Source organism: Pseudonocardia ammonioxydans, from assembly GCF_900115005.1.
Lineage (GTDB): Bacteria > Actinomycetota > Actinomycetes > Mycobacteriales > Pseudonocardiaceae > Pseudonocardia > Pseudonocardia ammonioxydans.
Genome location: NZ_FOUY01000038.1, coordinates 42,085 through 57,314, shown reverse-complemented (window position 1 = coordinate 57,314; position 15,230 = coordinate 42,085). Strand labels below are relative to the sequence as shown.

The 15,230-nt window shown below is 74.0% G+C and carries 16 protein-coding genes; 4 read left to right on the top strand and 12 right to left on the bottom strand.

What is annotated here, in order from left to right:
- Positions 1 to 216: 216 nt before the first annotated feature.
- Positions 217 to 1,122, bottom strand: coding sequence for a class A beta-lactamase (gene bla / locus BM093_RS26940; RefSeq protein ID WP_093352064.1), 906 nt, complete (start codon positions 1,120 to 1,122; stop codon positions 217 to 219).
- Between the two features lie 93 nt (positions 1,123 to 1,215).
- Between bla and BM093_RS26935 the strand changes: the two genes are divergently transcribed.
- Together BM093_RS26935 and BM093_RS26930 are read left to right on the top strand one after the other, a co-directional pair.
- Positions 1,216 to 2,103, top strand: coding sequence for a LysR family transcriptional regulator (locus BM093_RS26935; protein ID WP_177238730.1), 888 nt, complete (start codon positions 1,216 to 1,218; stop codon positions 2,101 to 2,103).
- Positions 2,100 to 2,996, top strand: coding sequence for a serine hydrolase (locus BM093_RS26930; protein ID WP_093352056.1), 897 nt, complete (start codon positions 2,100 to 2,102; stop codon positions 2,994 to 2,996). The genes BM093_RS26935 and BM093_RS26930 overlap by 4 nt, the downstream gene beginning before the upstream one ends.
- A gap of 19 nt (positions 2,997 to 3,015) precedes the next feature.
- Here the strand turns inward: BM093_RS26930 and BM093_RS26925 are convergent, their stop codons facing one another.
- Both BM093_RS26925 and BM093_RS26920 read right to left on the bottom strand, forming a co-directional pair.
- On the bottom strand, positions 3,016 to 4,245 hold the full coding sequence (locus BM093_RS26925; RefSeq protein WP_093352053.1) for an amidohydrolase: 1,230 nt from the start codon (positions 4,243 to 4,245) through the stop codon (positions 3,016 to 3,018).
- 60 nt (positions 4,246 to 4,305) lie between these two features.
- On the bottom strand, positions 4,306 to 4,539 hold the full coding sequence (locus tag BM093_RS26920) for a type II toxin-antitoxin system Phd/YefM family antitoxin (protein ID WP_245773828.1): 234 nt from the start codon (positions 4,537 to 4,539) through the stop codon (positions 4,306 to 4,308).
- A gap of 220 nt (positions 4,540 to 4,759) precedes the next feature.
- Between BM093_RS26920 and BM093_RS26915 the strand changes: the two genes are divergently transcribed.
- The gene (locus BM093_RS26915) at positions 4,760 to 6,079 is read left to right on the top strand and encodes an MFS transporter (protein ID WP_093352044.1); all 1,320 of its coding nucleotides are present in this window, start codon (positions 4,760 to 4,762) and stop codon (positions 6,077 to 6,079) included.
- On the opposite strand, the gene BM093_RS26910 is transcribed toward BM093_RS26915, so the two are convergent.
- The 7 genes from BM093_RS26910 to BM093_RS26880 form a co-directional block, all read right to left on the bottom strand.
- Positions 6,003 to 7,565 carry an FAD-dependent monooxygenase gene (locus tag BM093_RS26910; protein WP_093352040.1) on the bottom strand — a complete coding sequence of 521 codons (1,563 nt, stop codon included), beginning with the start codon at positions 7,563 to 7,565 and terminating at the stop codon, positions 6,003 to 6,005. The two genes, BM093_RS26915 and BM093_RS26910, sit on opposite strands and share 77 nt — an antisense overlap.
- Positions 7,562 to 8,062, bottom strand: coding sequence for a cupin domain-containing protein (locus tag BM093_RS26905; RefSeq protein WP_093352036.1), 501 nt, complete (start codon positions 8,060 to 8,062; stop codon positions 7,562 to 7,564). Before BM093_RS26905 ends, BM093_RS26910 begins: the two co-directional genes overlap by 4 nt.
- Positions 8,059 to 8,697, bottom strand: a complete 639-nt coding sequence (locus BM093_RS26900; protein WP_218162945.1) for a class I SAM-dependent methyltransferase — start codon at positions 8,695 to 8,697, stop codon at positions 8,059 to 8,061. Before BM093_RS26900 ends, BM093_RS26905 begins: the two co-directional genes overlap by 4 nt.
- Before the next feature lie 161 nt (positions 8,698 to 8,858).
- Complete coding sequence (locus BM093_RS26895; protein ID WP_245773827.1) at positions 8,859 to 9,467, bottom strand: plasmid pRiA4b ORF-3 family protein; 609 nt, start codon at positions 9,465 to 9,467, stop codon at positions 8,859 to 8,861.
- Positions 9,468 to 9,696: 229 nt separating this feature from the next.
- Positions 9,697 to 10,023 (bottom strand): HepT-like ribonuclease domain-containing protein, encoded by a 327-nt coding sequence (locus BM093_RS26890; RefSeq protein WP_093352026.1) that lies wholly within the window; start codon positions 10,021 to 10,023, stop codon positions 9,697 to 9,699.
- Entirely contained in the window at positions 10,020 to 10,961 is a 942-nt protein-coding gene (locus tag BM093_RS36785) for a nucleotidyltransferase family protein (protein WP_218162944.1), read from the bottom strand. Before BM093_RS36785 ends, BM093_RS26890 begins: the two co-directional genes overlap by 4 nt.
- Positions 10,962 to 11,175: 214 nt before the next feature.
- Positions 11,176 to 11,781, bottom strand: a complete 606-nt coding sequence (locus BM093_RS26880; protein ID WP_093352021.1) for a TetR/AcrR family transcriptional regulator — start codon at positions 11,779 to 11,781, stop codon at positions 11,176 to 11,178.
- Positions 11,782 to 11,853: 72 nt separating this feature from the next.
- Between BM093_RS26880 and BM093_RS26875 the strand changes: the two genes are divergently transcribed.
- Entirely contained in the window at positions 11,854 to 12,948 is a 1,095-nt protein-coding gene (locus BM093_RS26875; protein WP_177238729.1) for a DUF2332 domain-containing protein, read from the top strand.
- 19 nt (positions 12,949 to 12,967) lie between these two features.
- On the opposite strand, the gene BM093_RS26870 is transcribed toward BM093_RS26875, so the two are convergent.
- Positions 12,968 to 14,527 (bottom strand): class I adenylate-forming enzyme family protein, encoded by a 1,560-nt coding sequence (locus BM093_RS26870; protein WP_093352014.1) that lies wholly within the window; start codon positions 14,525 to 14,527, stop codon positions 12,968 to 12,970.
- Positions 14,528 to 14,575: 48 nt separating this feature from the next.
- A complete protein-coding gene (locus BM093_RS26865) occupies positions 14,576 to 15,226 on the bottom strand; it encodes a nitroreductase family protein (RefSeq protein WP_093352009.1) in 651 nt (216 codons plus the stop codon).
- Positions 15,227 to 15,230: the final 4 nt, after the last annotated feature.

Genomic DNA, 15,230 nt, shown 5'->3' with positions numbered 1-15,230 from the left:
GCGGCGCGGCGCAGGTCCCAGCCGTCGTCGACGACACACCGGGCCAGGCGCAGCCGGCCGGTCGGGGTCAGCGGGGCGTTACGGTGGATCACCAGAGGGCCTCCTCGGGCTTCGGCGTGTTTCGTGGTGATCCACACCGAACCCGGAGGCCCTCGCCTGTCTCAAGATCATCGGACGGGCGTGCCGGACTGTCACCAACGTGCCCGGACAGCACATCTAGCGCTGTCCGGGCAGTGCGGCCAGCGCGGCCCGGGTGGCGGCGGCGATCGCCTCCTCGCCGCGGTCGTCGTCGGGGTCCGTGGCCACGGTGAACACGGTGAGTGCGATCGGTGCCCCGTCCGGCGGGAACAGGATCGCCGCGTCGTTCTTCTCCCCGCCGGGCCCGCTGCCGGTCTTGTCCCCGATCTGCCAGCCGGCGGGTGCGGCGGCGCGGATCTGCCGGCTCCCGGTGGTGGCCGCGCGCAGCCAGCCCACCAACCGGTCTCGCTGCGCGGGCGGGAGCGCGGCACCGGTGGTCAGCCCGGCCAGCGTCGCGGAGAACGCGGCCGGGGTGCTGGTGTCGCGGTCGCCGTCGGCCTCGTTGAGCGCCGGTTCGGCGCGGTCGGCGCGGGTGACGGTGTCGCCGGTGGTCCGCAGCCACGCCGTCAGCTCCGCCGGCGGGCCGACCTCGCGCAGCAGCACGTTGTGCGCGGTGTTGTCGGAGACGGTGACGGCGGCCTCGCACAGCTGCGCGACGGTCAGCCCGGTGTCGACGTGGCGGGCGGTGACCGGTGCGTACTCCAGGACCTCCGAGCGGTCCCAGCGGACGACGCGGTCGAGCAGCGCCGGGTCGGTGACCGAGCGGTGCAGCACGAACCCGGCCATCAGCGCCTTCACCGTCGAGCACAGCAGGAAGCGCTCGTCGCCGCGGTGCGCGACGGCGGCCCCGGACCCGGTGTCGGACGCGTGCACGCCGATCCGGCGCCCGAACTCGCGTTCCACATCGGACAGGCCGGGGACCGGGCCGGTGGGAGCGGGTGCGGGCGGAGCAGGAGCCGCGCCGGAGGGTGCCGAGCAACCGAGCAGCGTGGCACCGAGGCCGGCGGCGCCCGCGAGCAGCAGGGAGCGGCGGGAGATCGTCATGGCGACAGCCCAGCAGAGCACGGATGATATTTCGAATATGCTCGTACGGCGTGGTTGATATCGAAACAGTATGAACCGAGGTGGAGGTGCGCGGTGGACCTGCTGCGGCACCTGGCGTTCTTCGTCACCGTCGCCGAGGAGCGGCACTTCGGCCGGGCCGCGCACCGGCTCGGGATGGCGCAGCCGCCGCTCTCCCAGGGGCTGCGCCGGCTCGAGAACCGGCTCGGGGTCGCGCTGTTCGACCGGGGGCCCGGTGGCGTGGCACCGACCGCGGCCGGCCGGGACCTGCTGCCCCGGGCCCGCGCGCTGCTCGAGGACGCCGACGCGCTCGGCCGCGCCGCCCGGCGGCATGCCGAGGCCGCGCAGGTGTTGCGGATCGGCGTCGTCCCCGACCTCGGGCCGCGGGCCTCCGCCCGGCTGGCCACCCGGGCCCGGGCTGCGGCGGGCCGCCGCACCACGCTGCGGGTCGGGCCGACGGTCGGCCTGGTGGACGCGGTGTCGGCGGGCACGCTCGACGTCGCCGTCGTCGCCCACCCGGCCGTCCTGGAGTCGGCCCGGGCGGGTCCGGTCGTGGCGCTGCCGACCGCCGTCCTGCTGCCCGCCGATCATCCGGCCGCGGACGGCGACGGCGAGGTGGTCCTGCGGACGCTACGCGACCTGGACCTCGTCACCGCCCCGCGCACGCACGCCCCGGCCGCGCACGACCTGCTCCTGGACACGTTGGACACCCGGGGGCGCCCGGTCCGCGCGGCCGACGCCACGACACCGGCCGAGGCCCTCGCCCTCGTCGCCACCGGCGCCGCGTTCGCGCTCACCCCCGACCCGGACCTGGGCGCCGACGGGGTGGTCCGGCGGTGGCCGGCGGGGGAGCCGATGCCGTTCCGGGTGCGGGTGGTGTTCCGCGACGACACCCCGGACGGCGTCGTCGACGCCCTCGCCGCCGCGCTCCGGGAAGCCGCCGCACTGCGGGAGCACGGATGAGCGGACCGCAGGAGCAGGTCCGTGCGGTGTTCCGGGACGCCGGTGTGCGCGGCTGGCTGCACGCCCGCCCGGTGACCACCGACGGCCGCGCGCCCGGTGAGGTCGCCGTGGGGGCGGACGTCCCGGTCGTGATGGCGTCGGTCTACAAGATCCTCGTGCTGGTCGCGTACTGCCGGGCGGTCGACGAGGGCACGATCGACCCGCGGGAGCCGGTCGTCGTCCCGCCCGCCCGCACCCCGGGCGGGACCGGGCTCTCCGCGCTCGCCGATCCGGTGACGATGAGCTGGCGGGACCTGGTCACCTCGATGGTCACGGTGTCGGACAACGCCGCCGCGGACGTCGTGCACACGCGGGTGGGGCGCGAGCGGGTCGCGGCGCTGCCCGCGGAGCTGGGGCTACCCGGGACCCGGGTGGCCGGCGGGACCGAGGACGTCTTCGCCGACCTGGTCGCCGACACCGGCACCGACGACGTCGCGGCGGCCTTCGCCGTGCTGGCCGACAACGACGTACCGGTCGAGGTCCGCGCGCTGAACCCGGCCTTCGGGTCGTCGACGACGGCCGCCGACACGACCCGGCTGCTCGCCCTGCTCTGGCGCGGGGAGCTGACCTCGGCCGCGGGGACGGCCTTCGCCCGGCGGGTGCTGGCGGCGCAGATCTGGCCGCACCGGCTGCGGGCCGGGTTCCCGGCCACGGCCGCCGTGGCCGCCAAGACCGGGACCGTCGGGGCGGTGCGCAACGACGTCGGTGTGGTGAGCTACCCGGGGGAGCATCCGGTCGCCGTCGCGGTGTTCACCCATGCCGCCCGCAGCGATGCGAGCGTCCCGCGCGCGGACGCCGCGATCGGTGCCGCCGCGCGGGCCGCGGTGCAGGCACTGCGCACCCCCGCGCTCTGACCCGCGGCGCCGCGAACAGCTACCGCGCGACCGGCAGCCACTCCCGGGCCGCGGCGACCAGCGCGGCGACCCCGGTGCTCAGCGTCGGTTCGATCACCGGGGCGTAGCGCGGGGAGTGGTTGGACGGCAGCTCGGCGATCCGGGCGCGGATGTCGTCGACCGAGGCACAGCCGGCGAACTCCTCCGGGTCCGCCCCGCCGAGCAGCCAGTACACGCACGGCACCCCGGCCGCGGTCGCGAACCGGCCGACGTCCTCGCTGCCGGTGACCGGGCCCGGGTCGAGGACCGGCAGCGCCGTCACCGCCGCGAGCGCACCCCGGGTGCGGTCGACCGCGTCGGCGTCGTTGAGCACCGGCGGGAACGAGTCGACGACCCGGATCTCCGGATCCCGCGGCGCCCCGGAGGTGGCGGCCTCGCCGCGCACGATCCGCTCCACGGCGCCGAGCACCCGGTCCCGGACGGTGGCGGTGTAGGACCGCACCGACAGCCCCAGCTCCGCGGTCTCCGGGATGATGTTCGGCGCGGTCCCCGCACGCAGGGTGCCGACGCTGAGCACCGCGGTATCGGTCGCCGCGACCTCGCGGGAGACGACGGTCTGCAGCCGCAGCACGGTCGCCGCCGCGAGCACCACCGGGTCCACCGTGGTCTCCGGCCGGGAGCCGTGCCCGCCGGTGCCGTGCAGGGTCACGCGGACCGTGTCGCTGCCGGCGAACGCCGGGCCGGCGGCGACCGCGAGGACACCGGCCGGCAGCGGCGCGACGTGCTGGCCGAGCACCACGTGCGGCGTCCCGAACCGGCCGAACAGGTCGTCGTCGAGCATGGCGTCCGCGCCGGCGCCGTGCTCCTCGGCGGGCTGGAACACCACCAGCAGCGTCCCGGCCCAGGTGTCGCGTGTGGACGCCAGCTCGGCCGCGGCCCCGACCAGGCAGGTGACGTGCACGTCGTGGCCGCAGGCGTGCGCGACCGGGGTGGGCTCGCCGTCGGCGCCGGGGGCGTGCACGGTGCTCGCGTAGTCGAGACCGGTGTCCTCGGCGACCGGCAGCGCGTCCATGTCGGCCCGCAGCAGCGCCGTCGGGCCGTCGCCGTTGCGCAGCACGCCGACCACCCCGGTCCGGCCGACGCCCTCGGTGACCTCGTACCCGGCCGCGCGCAGCCGGTCGGCGGCGATCCCGGCCGTGCGGATCTCGGCGAACGAGAGCTCGGGGTGGCGGTGCAGGTCGCGGTAGAGATCGGCGAGGTCGGTGCTCACCGGGCCGAACCTACTGCCCCGCACTGCCGGGGCGGCTCCGCCGGACGTCCGGTGGGTCGCTCAGCTCCCGGACGTACCTCCGCCGTTCTCGAGGCGATCGATCGAGGTCAGGAGCCGCCGTGCGTTCTCCGGGCTCCGGAGCAGGGAGGCGGTCTCCTGGAGGGACTCGTAGTCGTCGAGCGCCACCAGGACCACCGGGTCGTGGCCGGAACGGGTGATCACGACCTCCTCGCGGTCGGCGACGACGGCGTCGAGGGTCTCGGCGTAACGGTCGCGGAACTCGGAGGAGTTCATCGTCCGCACGGCGCCCTCCCTCCACGGCTCGTTCGGCGTCGCTCGACGGGATCGGGCACCACGATGCCGGGCTCACGGACCGTCGTCGAGCGGTTCCGCGAACAACCCGTTTGCGACACAGTATGCAGTATGTTCCGCGTGGCACCGTTACCCTCCGGAACGTAGGGTGCCTCCCACACCAGGACGCAGATTCCGCATCGCGGAAGTCGCGGAGGATCCGATGACGCATCCCGCCCCGACGACACCCACGCCGAAGGAGACCCGCCGGGTCGCCCTCGCGACGCTGATCGGCACGTCGATCGAGTGGTTCGACTTCTTCGTCTACGGCGCGGCCGCCGCGCTCGTGTTCAACGAGCTGTTCTTCCCGACGGCGAACCCGCTCACCGGCACGCTGCTGGCCCTGTCGACGTTCGGTGTCGGCTTCGTCGCGCGACCGTTCGGCGGAGTGATCTTCGCGCACTTCGGTGACCGGATCGGCCGCAAGTCGATGCTCGTGCTGTCGGTGGTCTTGATGGGCGGCGGCACGTTCCTGGTCGGGCTGATGCCGACCTACGAGACGATCGGGATCGCGGCACCGATCCTGCTCGTGCTGCTCCGGATCATCCAGGGCATCGGGCTCGGTGGTGAGTGGGGCGCGGCCGCGGTGATGGCGGTGGAGTACGCGCCGCCGCACCGGCGCGGGTTCTTCGGCAGCTTCCCGCAGACGGGCGTGCCGGCCGGGATGCTCACCGCCAACCTGTCGCTGCTGGTGATGTCGGTCGTGATGTCCGACGCGGCGTTCGTGTCCTGGGGCTGGCGGGTGCCGTTCCTGGCCTCGATCGTGCTGGTCGTGCTGGGGATCGTCATCCGGCTGAAGGTCCACGAGTCGCCGGTGTTCGAGGCGGCCCGCTCGGCCGGGAAGATCGAGCGCCAGCCGGTGCTCGCGGTGCTGCGCCGCCAGCCCGGGAACGTGCTGCGGGCCGCGGGCCTGCGGTTCGCCGAGAACAGCACCTTCTACATCCACACCACGTTCGTGCTGACCTACGGCACGGTCGTGCTCACCATGGAGCGCAGCCAGCTGCTGCTGGCGGTGATCATCTCGTCGGCGATCGGGCTGGCGAGCATCCCGTTCTACGGCTGGGCGTGCGACCGCTGGGGGCGCCGCCGGACCGTGCTCTGGGGCTCGTTCGTGCTGCTCGCGATGAGCTGGCCGTACTTCTGGGCGCTCGACACCCGGTCCCTGCCGCTGATCGTGCTGGCCACCGTGATCGCGGTGAACGTGGGCAACTCCGCGGTCTACGCGCCGCAGCCGGCGTACTTCTCCGAGCTGTTCGAGCCGGAGGTCCGCTACAGCGGCGCGTCGATCGGTGCGCAGAGCGCGAGCGTGTTCGCCGGCGGGCTGGCGCCGGTGATCGCGACGGCGTTGCTGAACGCCACCGGCGGCTACGACATGATCGCCGTCTACATGTCGGCGATGGTGCTGATCACGATCGTGGCGGCCGCGCTGTCGCCCGATCCGTACCGGGCGGCGTTGAAGAAGGGCGAGGTGGCCCCGGTCTGATCCCCGCCGTGGCGAGCCGCCGGGCCAGCCGGGCCGGGTCCGTCCCGCGCCACAGCAGGTGGCCGTCCGGGCGGACGAGCAGCACCTCGTCGCCGTCGTGCGCGGAGTCGGTGGCCGTGGCGACGGCGCCGGGCAGGGCGTCGCGCAGGACGTCGTGGAAGCGCTCCGGCGCCCCGGCGTCCCCGCTGAGCAGCACCCAGTCCGGGCCGAGCGCACCGGTCAGGCTGCCCGGTACGCCGCCCGCGAGCAGCACCGCACGGTCGCGGACCCGGTCCCCGGGGCGTGGTGACCGGCCGCGGCCGCCGAGCGGGCCCCGGCGGTAGGTCAGGCCCAGCTGGGACGCGGTGCGGGTCGCCTGCCGCTGGGCCGCGGGCAGGTTCAGGATCCGGACGACGACGTGGTCGCGCAGCAGCCGGGCCACGGCGCCCTCGGCGACCAGGGCGCGGGTGCTGGTCGTGGTGCGCCGCAGCACCTCGGCGGCGGCCGGCCGCCGCTCGGCGGTGTAGGTGTCGAGCAGCTCGCCACCGGCGTCGCCGCGCACCACGAGCGCGAGCTTCCAGGCCAGGTTCTCGGCGTCGCCGATGCCGGTGTTCATCCCCTGCCCGCCGAACGGGGAGTGGATGTGCGCCGCGTCGCCGGCGAGCAGGACGCGCCCGGCCCGGTAGTCCGCCGCCAACCGGCGGTGGATGCGGAACACCGAGGTCCACACGGCGTCCCGGACCCGCGCGCCGGTGATCCCCGCCCGCACCGGGAGCATCCCGGCCAAGGCCCGGACGATCTCGTCGGCGGTGAGGGTGCGGCCGTCGTCCGGGACGTTGGCCATCAGCCGCCACAGGTTCCCGGACGCGTCCGGCATCGGCATCGCCATCAGGATCCCGTCGCGGTGGTACCAGCCGGCGGAGTGCTCGCGGTCGGCGATGTCGTCGGCGTGCACGTCGGCGAGCAGGAAGCGCTCGACGACGGGTGTGCCGGGGAAGTCGATCCCGGCTAGCTCGCGGACCCGGCTGTGCGCGCCGTCGCAGCCGGCCAGCCAGGACGCCCGCACCGCGCCGCCACCGGCCGTCCGGACGGTGACGCCGTCGGCGTCCTGCCCCAGGTGTTCGACGCCGTGCCCCCACTCGACCTCGACACCGAGGGCGCCCAGGCGCGCGCGCAGGCGCTGCTCGACGACCGCCTGCGAGACGAACAGGGCCTGCACGGTCTCCCGCTCGTCGGGGGCGAAGGTCATCGTGGTGAGGTGGCGGCCCTTGACGTGCATCCGGATGCCCACCGGGGCCACGGCCCGCTCGCGCAGGTCGGCGAGGGCGTCCAGGCGGGCGAGCACCTCGGCCCCGCGGGCGTGCAGGATGTTGGCCCGCGAGGTGGTGGCCGGGCCGGCGGCGCGGTCCAGCACGCGGACCCGGGTCCCGGCCGCGGCGAGGCCGCAGGCGAGCGCGAGACCGGTCGGCCCGGCCCCGGCGACGACGACCTCGGCCGTCCCGTTCATGTGCTGTCCTTCCCGGATGGTGCCGGCAGCGCGGCGAGCAGGCGCCACAGTGGACGCTGGAGCGCTTCGGGCACGCCGTGCAGCACGAAGTCGAGGTCGTGGGCGACGTTGATCCGGGCGAGCCGGCGCAGCGGCGGGAGCCGGCCCGCCGCGGCGAGCGCGTGGAACTGCTCCTCCAGCGGTCCGGCCGGTGTCTCGCAGGTCCGGATCCGGACCGGCCGGTCGGTCGGGTTGGCGAAGGCGTGCACGACCCCGGGGGGCACGGTCACCGCCTCGCCGGGGCGGAGCAGGCGGTGCTCCCGGCCGACGCGGACCTGCAGTTCGCCGTCGAGCACGGTGAACGTCTCGGACTCGAGCCGGTGCCGGTGTGCGGGCGGGCCGGCGAGCCCGGGCGGGAGCACGGCCTCGAACTCGAACCCGGCCCCGCCGCTGCTCGCGCCGTTGCGCAGCACGGTCAGCGTCTCGCCGGTCGGCAGGTCGATGCGGTCGAGACTCATGGTGCCTCCGTGGGCGTGGGGCGGACGGTGTCGGTGCTATCGGGGCCGGACGGCAGGTGGAACCGGTACCAGCACGGGTTTGTCCGGTTCATCGGCCACCCCAGCCCGGTGGTGCCCGCCGCGTCGGCCGTGTCGAGCTCCCAGTCCGGGAACGCGGACTCGACCTCGGCCTGCGACACGCCGCCCACGAGCGACCGCCAGCGGCTCGCGCCGAAGCTCAGCTGCAGCATCGTCGCGCCGGGCGCGGCCAGCCGGGTGACCGCCCGGCCGTACGCCGACCGCCGGCCGGCGTCGAACCCCTGGAAGCAGCCGATGTCGAGGAGCAGGTCGAAGGCCCCCAGCCCGTCCGGCGGGTCGAGCACGTCCCCGAGGACGTAGGTGACGCCGTCGGGGGCCCGCTCGCGTGCCGCCTCGATCGCGGCCGGGACGTTGTCGATGCCCACGGCCGCTCCGCCCCGCCGGGCCAGTTCCGGTGTGAACAGCCCGCGGCCGCACCCCAGGTCGAGGGCCCGGCCGGGCTGCGGTCGTCGGGCCCGCTCCTGGTCCAGCCGCGTCGCGAGTTCCGCACGCGCGGTCGCCGCGTAGCGCTCCCACGGGGTGATCCCGAAGCGGTACAGGCGGGCGTAGTCCGGCACGTGCGGCCTCCTGGGGCTCAGGCTGTGCGCTCCCTCGGCGGCGAGCGGAAAGCGCGCCAGTGAGTGCAATAGTGCACGAGATGTAGTTGTTCAGCGAGTGCTTTACAGGTCGTTGCCGGAGCCGGTGCGTGCCACGCACCTCGACCGGGTTCGTCCCGGGGTCAGGACCTCGACGTCGAGCTCGACCCGCTCAGCGGGGTCCAGGCCAGCCGCGCCAGCGCCTGGTTGGTCGCGTCGAGGTCGAAGTGGTGCGGGTCGAACCGGTCCGATCCCCACCACTCGACCCGATCAGCATGATCGGCGTGGTCCGGGTCGGCGAGCGCGTCGAGGAACTTCGGGTAGCCGAACGTCCCGCCCACGTTCTCGGGTGGGCAGGCTCCCTGGCCATCGACACAACGCGGGTAGCGCACTCCGGGTTCGGGGACGCTGACAGCCTCGACGACGAGCAGGTGGTGCCAGTTGTCGCCGAAGTCGTAGACATAGCCCGCGTCGTCCCCGGCAGCGAGGACCCGGAACAGCTTCGTCCTGGCCCCGTCGAGCAGGTCCTCGTCCGCATCCGGGTCGAGGGGTCCGTAGCGGGCATGGTCGACCTCGAACTCGTGCAGGTGGGAGTTCGTCCAGCCCATCGACTCCTGCAGGACCTCGTGCAGGGCGGCGAGGCTGGCCTCGCCCGGAACCTCGATCACCCGACGCACGGTCGGTTCGACATCGACCAGCACGATCTCGATCCGGAAGATCTTCGATTTCGCCGTCACCCTGGGCCTCGCCATACCCGCGATGCTCCCATCGGCCCTGTCCGGGCTCGGACCCGCTCCGCTACTTCTGCAACGACCTCTGTCGCCGGCAGGGCAGCCGCCGGTCCGTGGAGATCGGGGCCGACGGTGCCGTGCCGCGAAGACGGGATGACGGGCCGCGAGTCCGATCCAGGCGGGCCGGTCGGGGCGAGAGTCGTCAAAGATCGTCACACCCGGTGTCGCCTGCCTCGAGGGAGGGTATGAGTCACAGCCTTTCGCGTAGTCGCGCGACGGCCTCATCGAGGGCCGGGAGCCGCTGGTCGATGGTGAGTTGGACGATGTCGGGCCGGGTCGCGAAGTAGTGGTGGGCGAGGAAGTCGCGCATGCCGGCGGCTCCGCTCCAGTCCACTTCGGTTTCTGGCGCGGTCAGTTCGGGGCTGAGTCCCTTGACGGCCTCGCCGATCTCCAGCAGCCGCATCGCGACGGCATCGATCACGATCTCGACCGAGATGGGGCCGTGTTCAAGGTGCGATCGGATCGAGGTGATGGCGTTGGCGATGTCGTCGAGCCGGTCGGCGTCGGAGCGACTCACAGTGGCCGCAGGTCCGTCGATGCCGCGGTGCGCACTCGTTCTTTCAAGCCGACACGCGGAATCAGGTCGACGGGTGCTCCAAGGACCTCTTCGAGCTCGCGCTTGATGCGGACCATGTCGAACAGGTCGGTCCCCGGCGCGAGGTCGACGAGCAGGTCAAGGTCACTCCCGTCGCGGTCATCGCCCCGTGCGACGCTGCCGAAGATCTCGGCGTTGGTCACCCCGTGTCGACGCAGAACGTCGAGGAGTTCCTGGCGGTGTTCGACGACGCGACGACCCGTCGGACCGGAGAGCGGTCGGTAGGTCGGACGTGCTGTGGTCGACATGGACCAATCGTATCCGTCGGCGCCGAGGGCGCCGTCGAGTTCGAGCCGGGCGAAGTTGTCGCGCACGGCCCGGTTGTACTCGCCGGGCACGGTCTCGCGCAGGCGCGCGGCGCTGATCTCACCGGAGCTGATGGCGGCACGGACCTTGGCGACGAAAGTCGCCCAGACGGCCTCGACGTAGACCTCGGGGGCGCGCAGCAGTTCCAGCAGCGCGATCTCCTTCTCGTTGAGGTCGGCGCGGGCGAGGTTGCGGCGCGAGTGCTGGACCACGCCGTCGAGCGGCTCGACCGTACGCAGGGTTGCCACGTGCCACACCGGCGGCACCTGGGTGGTCACACCCCAGGCGCGTGCTGCGGAGTAGCCGGCCGGGCCGACGCCGCGAGTGCCGAGCACTGCGCGGGCGATCTCGTCGGGTCGTGGTGCGACCACGCCGTAGCGGGTGCGGAGACCCCGGTAGTACAGCCCTCGGCGTACCGGCAGCAGCAGGCAGTCCTTGGCGGCCCGCGAGGCTGCCTTGCGGGCAGCGGTCGAGGAGCCGGGGAGCCTGTCCACATGGACGAAGGACTTCTCCGGCGTCTCTCGGATCACGGCGGCGGGCGACAACGTGGCCATGTCACTAAAGTATATCGGGAACGTGACATCGTCAGCGGGATAAATCATGAGTGGGCCGCCTTGTCCTCCGCTGAGCCCGGCCAGCCGGGGCGTGGGCACGCTGTGGGGGCGCTACCCGGGACCCGGTCCTCATGCCGAACGGCGGCGCGAGTTCCGCACGGGTGAGCACGTGCCGGGCGGTGTGGAAGACCGGGTCCACCGTGTCCGTGCGCCGCTACCCGTCCCGGCGGCGTCCCCACATCCCGATCTCGACGGCGCGCCGCATCGCCTCCCGCAGGACCGCGGGCGGGTCGCCGCGGTCGATCGAGAGGGTCGCCGCGGCGTAGCTCGCGGCCATGACGGCGGCGACGGTGGCCCGCGCGCCGAGCTCGTCGATCTCGTCGCGGAACCGGTCGTGCAGGGCGGCGGCGAACAGCGCCTCCGTCTCGAGCCGGCGGCGCAGGACGTTCATCCGCACGGTCGGGGCCTCCTGGGCGATCCGGTACCGCAGGTGCCCGAGCCGGGTCTCCTCCGGCCGGCCGTCGTCGATCATCACGCGCATCGCCCGCGCGAACGCCTCGTCGGGGCCCTCGCCGGGGACCTGCTCGGCGATCGCGCGCAACCCCAGCTCCGTCCGGGCGTCGCCCTCACCGGCGAGCACGTCCTCCTTGGTCGGGAAGTGCAGGAAGAACGTGCGGGTGCTGACGTCGGCCTTCTCGGCGATCTGGGCGACGGTCGTCCCGTCGAAGCCGTGCTCGGTGAACAGCTCCGCCGCGGCGTCGATCAGCGCGCGACGGGTGGCCAGCTTCTTGCGCTCCCGTCGCCCCAGCTCTTCCGGCACGCCGCGGAGTATCTCAGTAGGGACCGCGCCGGAACTCCCGCCGGACCTCGGACAGTGGCTAGGGTCGGCCCGGTGTCAGGGTCGGCCGCAGCGGCACCCCGGGGTGGGGTCCGCACCCCCGCGCAGGTCTACCGGCGCTTCGGTGAGGTCGACGCCGCCCGGACGTCACCGCTGTACGCGCACCTCGCCGTCGCCCTGAGCGCGTCGACCGAGGCGATGCGCGCGATCGGTGCGGCGCCGGCCCGCCGGCGGCACCCCGCGCTCGTCCTCGCCGCGCTGCACGACCTCGCCCTCGCCGGGCGCGCACCGGCACTCGCCGCGGCCTACGCCGCCGCGGACCGCGACCGCGCCACCGACGCGGCGATCGAGACCCTGCTGGCCAGGACCGACGAGGTCGTGGCCGTCGCCGGGCGCCGCCGCCTGCTGCCCGACGAGACCGGGCGCCACGCCGTCCTGCACCCGCTCGTCGCCGAGGCGGCACACCGGGTGGGCGCGACGGCCGTCGGGCTGATCGACGTGGGGTGCTCGGCCGGGTTCTCCCTCACCCTCGACCGCGTCGCCCTCACCTACGACGACGGGCCGCCGCTCGGCGACCCGTCGTCGCCCGTCCGGCAGGCGGCGTCGGTCGTGGGCGACCGGCCCGTGCCGGGGCGGGCGGTGCCCGAGGTCGTCGCCCGGATCGGGGTCGATCTCGACCCGGTCGACGTGACCGACCCCGACGACGCCCGGTGGCTGCGCGCCTGCCTGCCCCCGGACCGGCCGGAGCGGGCCGCCCGGCTGGACGCGGAGATCGCCCTGACCGCGTCGGCCCCGCCGGTGCTGCTGCAGGGCGATGCCCTCGACGTGCTGCCCGACGCCGTCGCCCGGGTACCCGCGCACGCCCTGCCCGTCGTGAGCACGACGTGGACGCTGGCGCAGTTCCCGATCGAGGGCCGGCTGCGCTTCCTGCACCGCCTCGACGAGGTGGCCGCCGGACGGCCGGTCGCGTGGGTGTCGGCGGAGGGCGTCGGCGTCGCACCGGCGATACCGACCTTCGGCGACCGCCGCGCCTCGGGCCACAGCATCCTCGGTCTCGCCGTGCTCGGGCACTCGAGGATGCAGGCCGAGGCCGTCGGACGGTGCTGGTCGCGCGGGCGCCTGCTCGCCTGGACGGCCGGCTCCGGCTAGTACGCCGGCCCCGGTCGGGTCAGGGGGTCCGGGCCGCGACCGGCTCGCGCAGCCGCCGCTTGAGGATCTTGCCCTGCGGATCGACCGGGAGCTCCCCGACGAGGTGGACGGCCTTGGGCACCTTGTAGGACGCCAGGTGGGCGCGGCAGTGCTCGAGGAGCTCGTCGGCGGTCAGCTGGTGTCCCGGCCGGACGACGACGAACGCGGTGACGGCCTCGGACCAGTAGGCGTCGGGCAGGCCGACGATCGCGGCCCGCTCCACGGCCGGGTGCTCGTGCACGACCCGCTCGACCTCCTGGGACGACACGTTCATGCCACCGGTCTTGATCATGTCCTTGAGCCGGTCGTGGAAGAACAGGTTGCCGTCGGCGTCGATCCGCACCATGTCGCCGGTCCGTACCCAGCCGCCCCGGAACGCGGCCGCGGTCCGTTCGGGGTCGTCGAGGTATCCCAGCATCGCCGACGGGGTGCGGCAGATCAGCTCGCCGACCTCGGCGTCGTTGTCCTCGGCGTCGACCACCCGGATCTCCAGGTGGGTGACCGGCCTGCCGATCCAGGTCGGGTCCCCGCCCGGGACGTCGTCGAGCGTCCGGAAGAAGCCCACCGTGCCCAGCTGGGACAGCTCGGACTGGCCCCAGTAGGTGCCCCACATGACCTCGGGCGCCGCGGCGGACCAGGCCTCGACGACGTGTGGTGGGATCTGCCCGCCGTAGGTCATGCACCGCCGGACCTGTCCGACCGCCCGGGGGCCGAATCCGTCCTGGGCGGACAGTGCGATGTAGAAGGTCGGGGTCTGGGCGATGACGGTGACCCGCTCGCGCTCGATGATCCGCAGCGCGGCCGCCGGCTCGACGGTGGCGGGCAGTACCAGGGTGGCGCCCATCAGGGTCAGGCTGGTCATCGAGCCGAGACCGGCGATCGTGTGGAACGGCATCACGAACAGCCAGGTGTCGCGCGGACCGGTGTCGAGGCCCCAGCCCCAGGCCGGTGCGGTCGAGGCCAGGTAGTTGCGGTGCGGGATCAGCACGCCCTTGGGTGCGGCCTCGGTCCCGGAGGTGTAGACGATGAGCGCGACGTCGTTCTCGTCGAGCTCGACCTCCGGCTCGGTCACCGGCTGCTCCTCGAGCCGGGCGTCCAGGGCGGTGCCGTACTCGAGGCGGTCCAGACCCTCCGGCCGGGCGGCGTCGACGACGGCGGCGAAGGCCCCGTCGGTGAGGACCAGGTCGGCGCGGCTGTGGGTGAGCTGGTGGGCGACCTCGGGTTCGCGGTACAGCGGGTTGACCCCGGTGAACGCCGCTCCGATCTTCAGGGCGCCGTAGTAGGCGGCGACGACATCGACGGAGTTGCGCGCCATCGACGCGATCCGCCCGCCACGGCCGATCCCGCGCGCGGTGAACAGGTGTGCGAACCGGTTCGCCCGCTCGTCGAGTGCGCCGTAGGTCGTCTCGGTACGGGCCCCGTCGGCGGCGTACGCGACGAACGCGATCTTGTCCGGCTGGGTGCGCGCGTGCCGGCGGAGCTGGTCGCCGATGGTCGCTCGGCCGAGGAGTGTGCGGTGGTGCGGGGCGAGGTCGGCCACGATGTCGTCCTGTTCTCCTGGGCGCGCTGGTCAGACGGTGCTGGGGGTTCAGACGGTGCTGGGGGTGAAGTACGGCTGCCCGTACGTCTCGGCGGAGACGATGTCCTCAACCGGGCTGCGGGTGAGTGCGGTCGGGAACGGCCGTGCCGGGTAGCCGATCGCGATGTGCGCCGCGGTGAGGACGCCGTCGGGGATCGCCAGCAGTGCGCGGACCTGCTCCTCGTGGTGGCACAGCAGTGTGGTCAGCGCCGAACCCACACCCTGGTCGCGCAGCGCCAGGCAGAGGTTCTGCACGGTCGGGTAGATCGACGCGCCGCCCACGACCGAGGGCCGGTCGAGATCGAGGTCGGTCGGGTGCAGGCCGTCGACCTCGGCGCAGACGACCACGATCGCCGGCACGGTCGCGAGGTGCTCGGCGAAGTGGTCGGCGTCGCGCACGGTCTTCGGCAGCGCACCGACGCCGACGGTGCCGTCACCGACGCCGTTCAGGTACGCCTTCCACGTCGGCAGGTACAGCTCGGCGAGAGCCTGCTTGCGCGCCGCGTCCCGCACCACGACCCAGCGGACCGGCTGCCGGTTGCCGCCCTGCGGACCGAAGCGTGCGGCATCGAACGCGCGGTGCAGCACCGCGTCCGGCACCGGGTCGTCCGTGAAGTAGCGGGTGGTCCCCACGGTGCGCATGGCCTCGGTCAGCTCCATCGCC

Excerpts from the sequence above, each read along its gene's own strand:
- BM093_RS26920 (WP_245773828.1), bottom strand. The coding sequence starts at position 4,539 with ATGAACTCCTCCGAGTTCCGCGACCGTTACGCCGAGACCCTCGACGCC.
- BM093_RS26910 (WP_093352040.1), bottom strand. The coding sequence starts at position 7,565 with ATGAACGGGACGGCCGAGGTCGTCGTCGCCGGGGCCGGGCCGACCGGT.
- BM093_RS36785 (WP_218162944.1), bottom strand. The coding sequence starts at position 10,961 with ATGGCCACGTTGTCGCCCGCCGCCGTGATCCGAGAGACGCCGGAGAAG.
- BM093_RS26865 (WP_093352009.1), bottom strand. The coding sequence starts at position 15,226 with ATGGAGCTGACCGAGGCCATGCGCACCGTGGGGACCACCCGCTACTTC.
- BM093_RS26930 (WP_093352056.1), top strand. The coding sequence starts at position 2,100 with ATGAGCGGACCGCAGGAGCAGGTCCGTGCGGTGTTCCGGGACGCCGGT.
- bla (WP_093352064.1), bottom strand. The coding sequence starts at position 1,122 with ATGACGATCTCCCGCCGCTCCCTGCTGCTCGCGGGCGCCGCCGGCCTC.
- BM093_RS26905 (WP_093352036.1), bottom strand. The coding sequence starts at position 8,062 with ATGAGTCTCGACCGCATCGACCTGCCGACCGGCGAGACGCTGACCGTG.
- BM093_RS26915 (WP_093352044.1), top strand. The coding sequence starts at position 4,760 with ATGACGCATCCCGCCCCGACGACACCCACGCCGAAGGAGACCCGCCGG.
- BM093_RS26895 (WP_245773827.1), bottom strand. The coding sequence starts at position 9,467 with ATGGCGAGGCCCAGGGTGACGGCGAAATCGAAGATCTTCCGGATCGAG.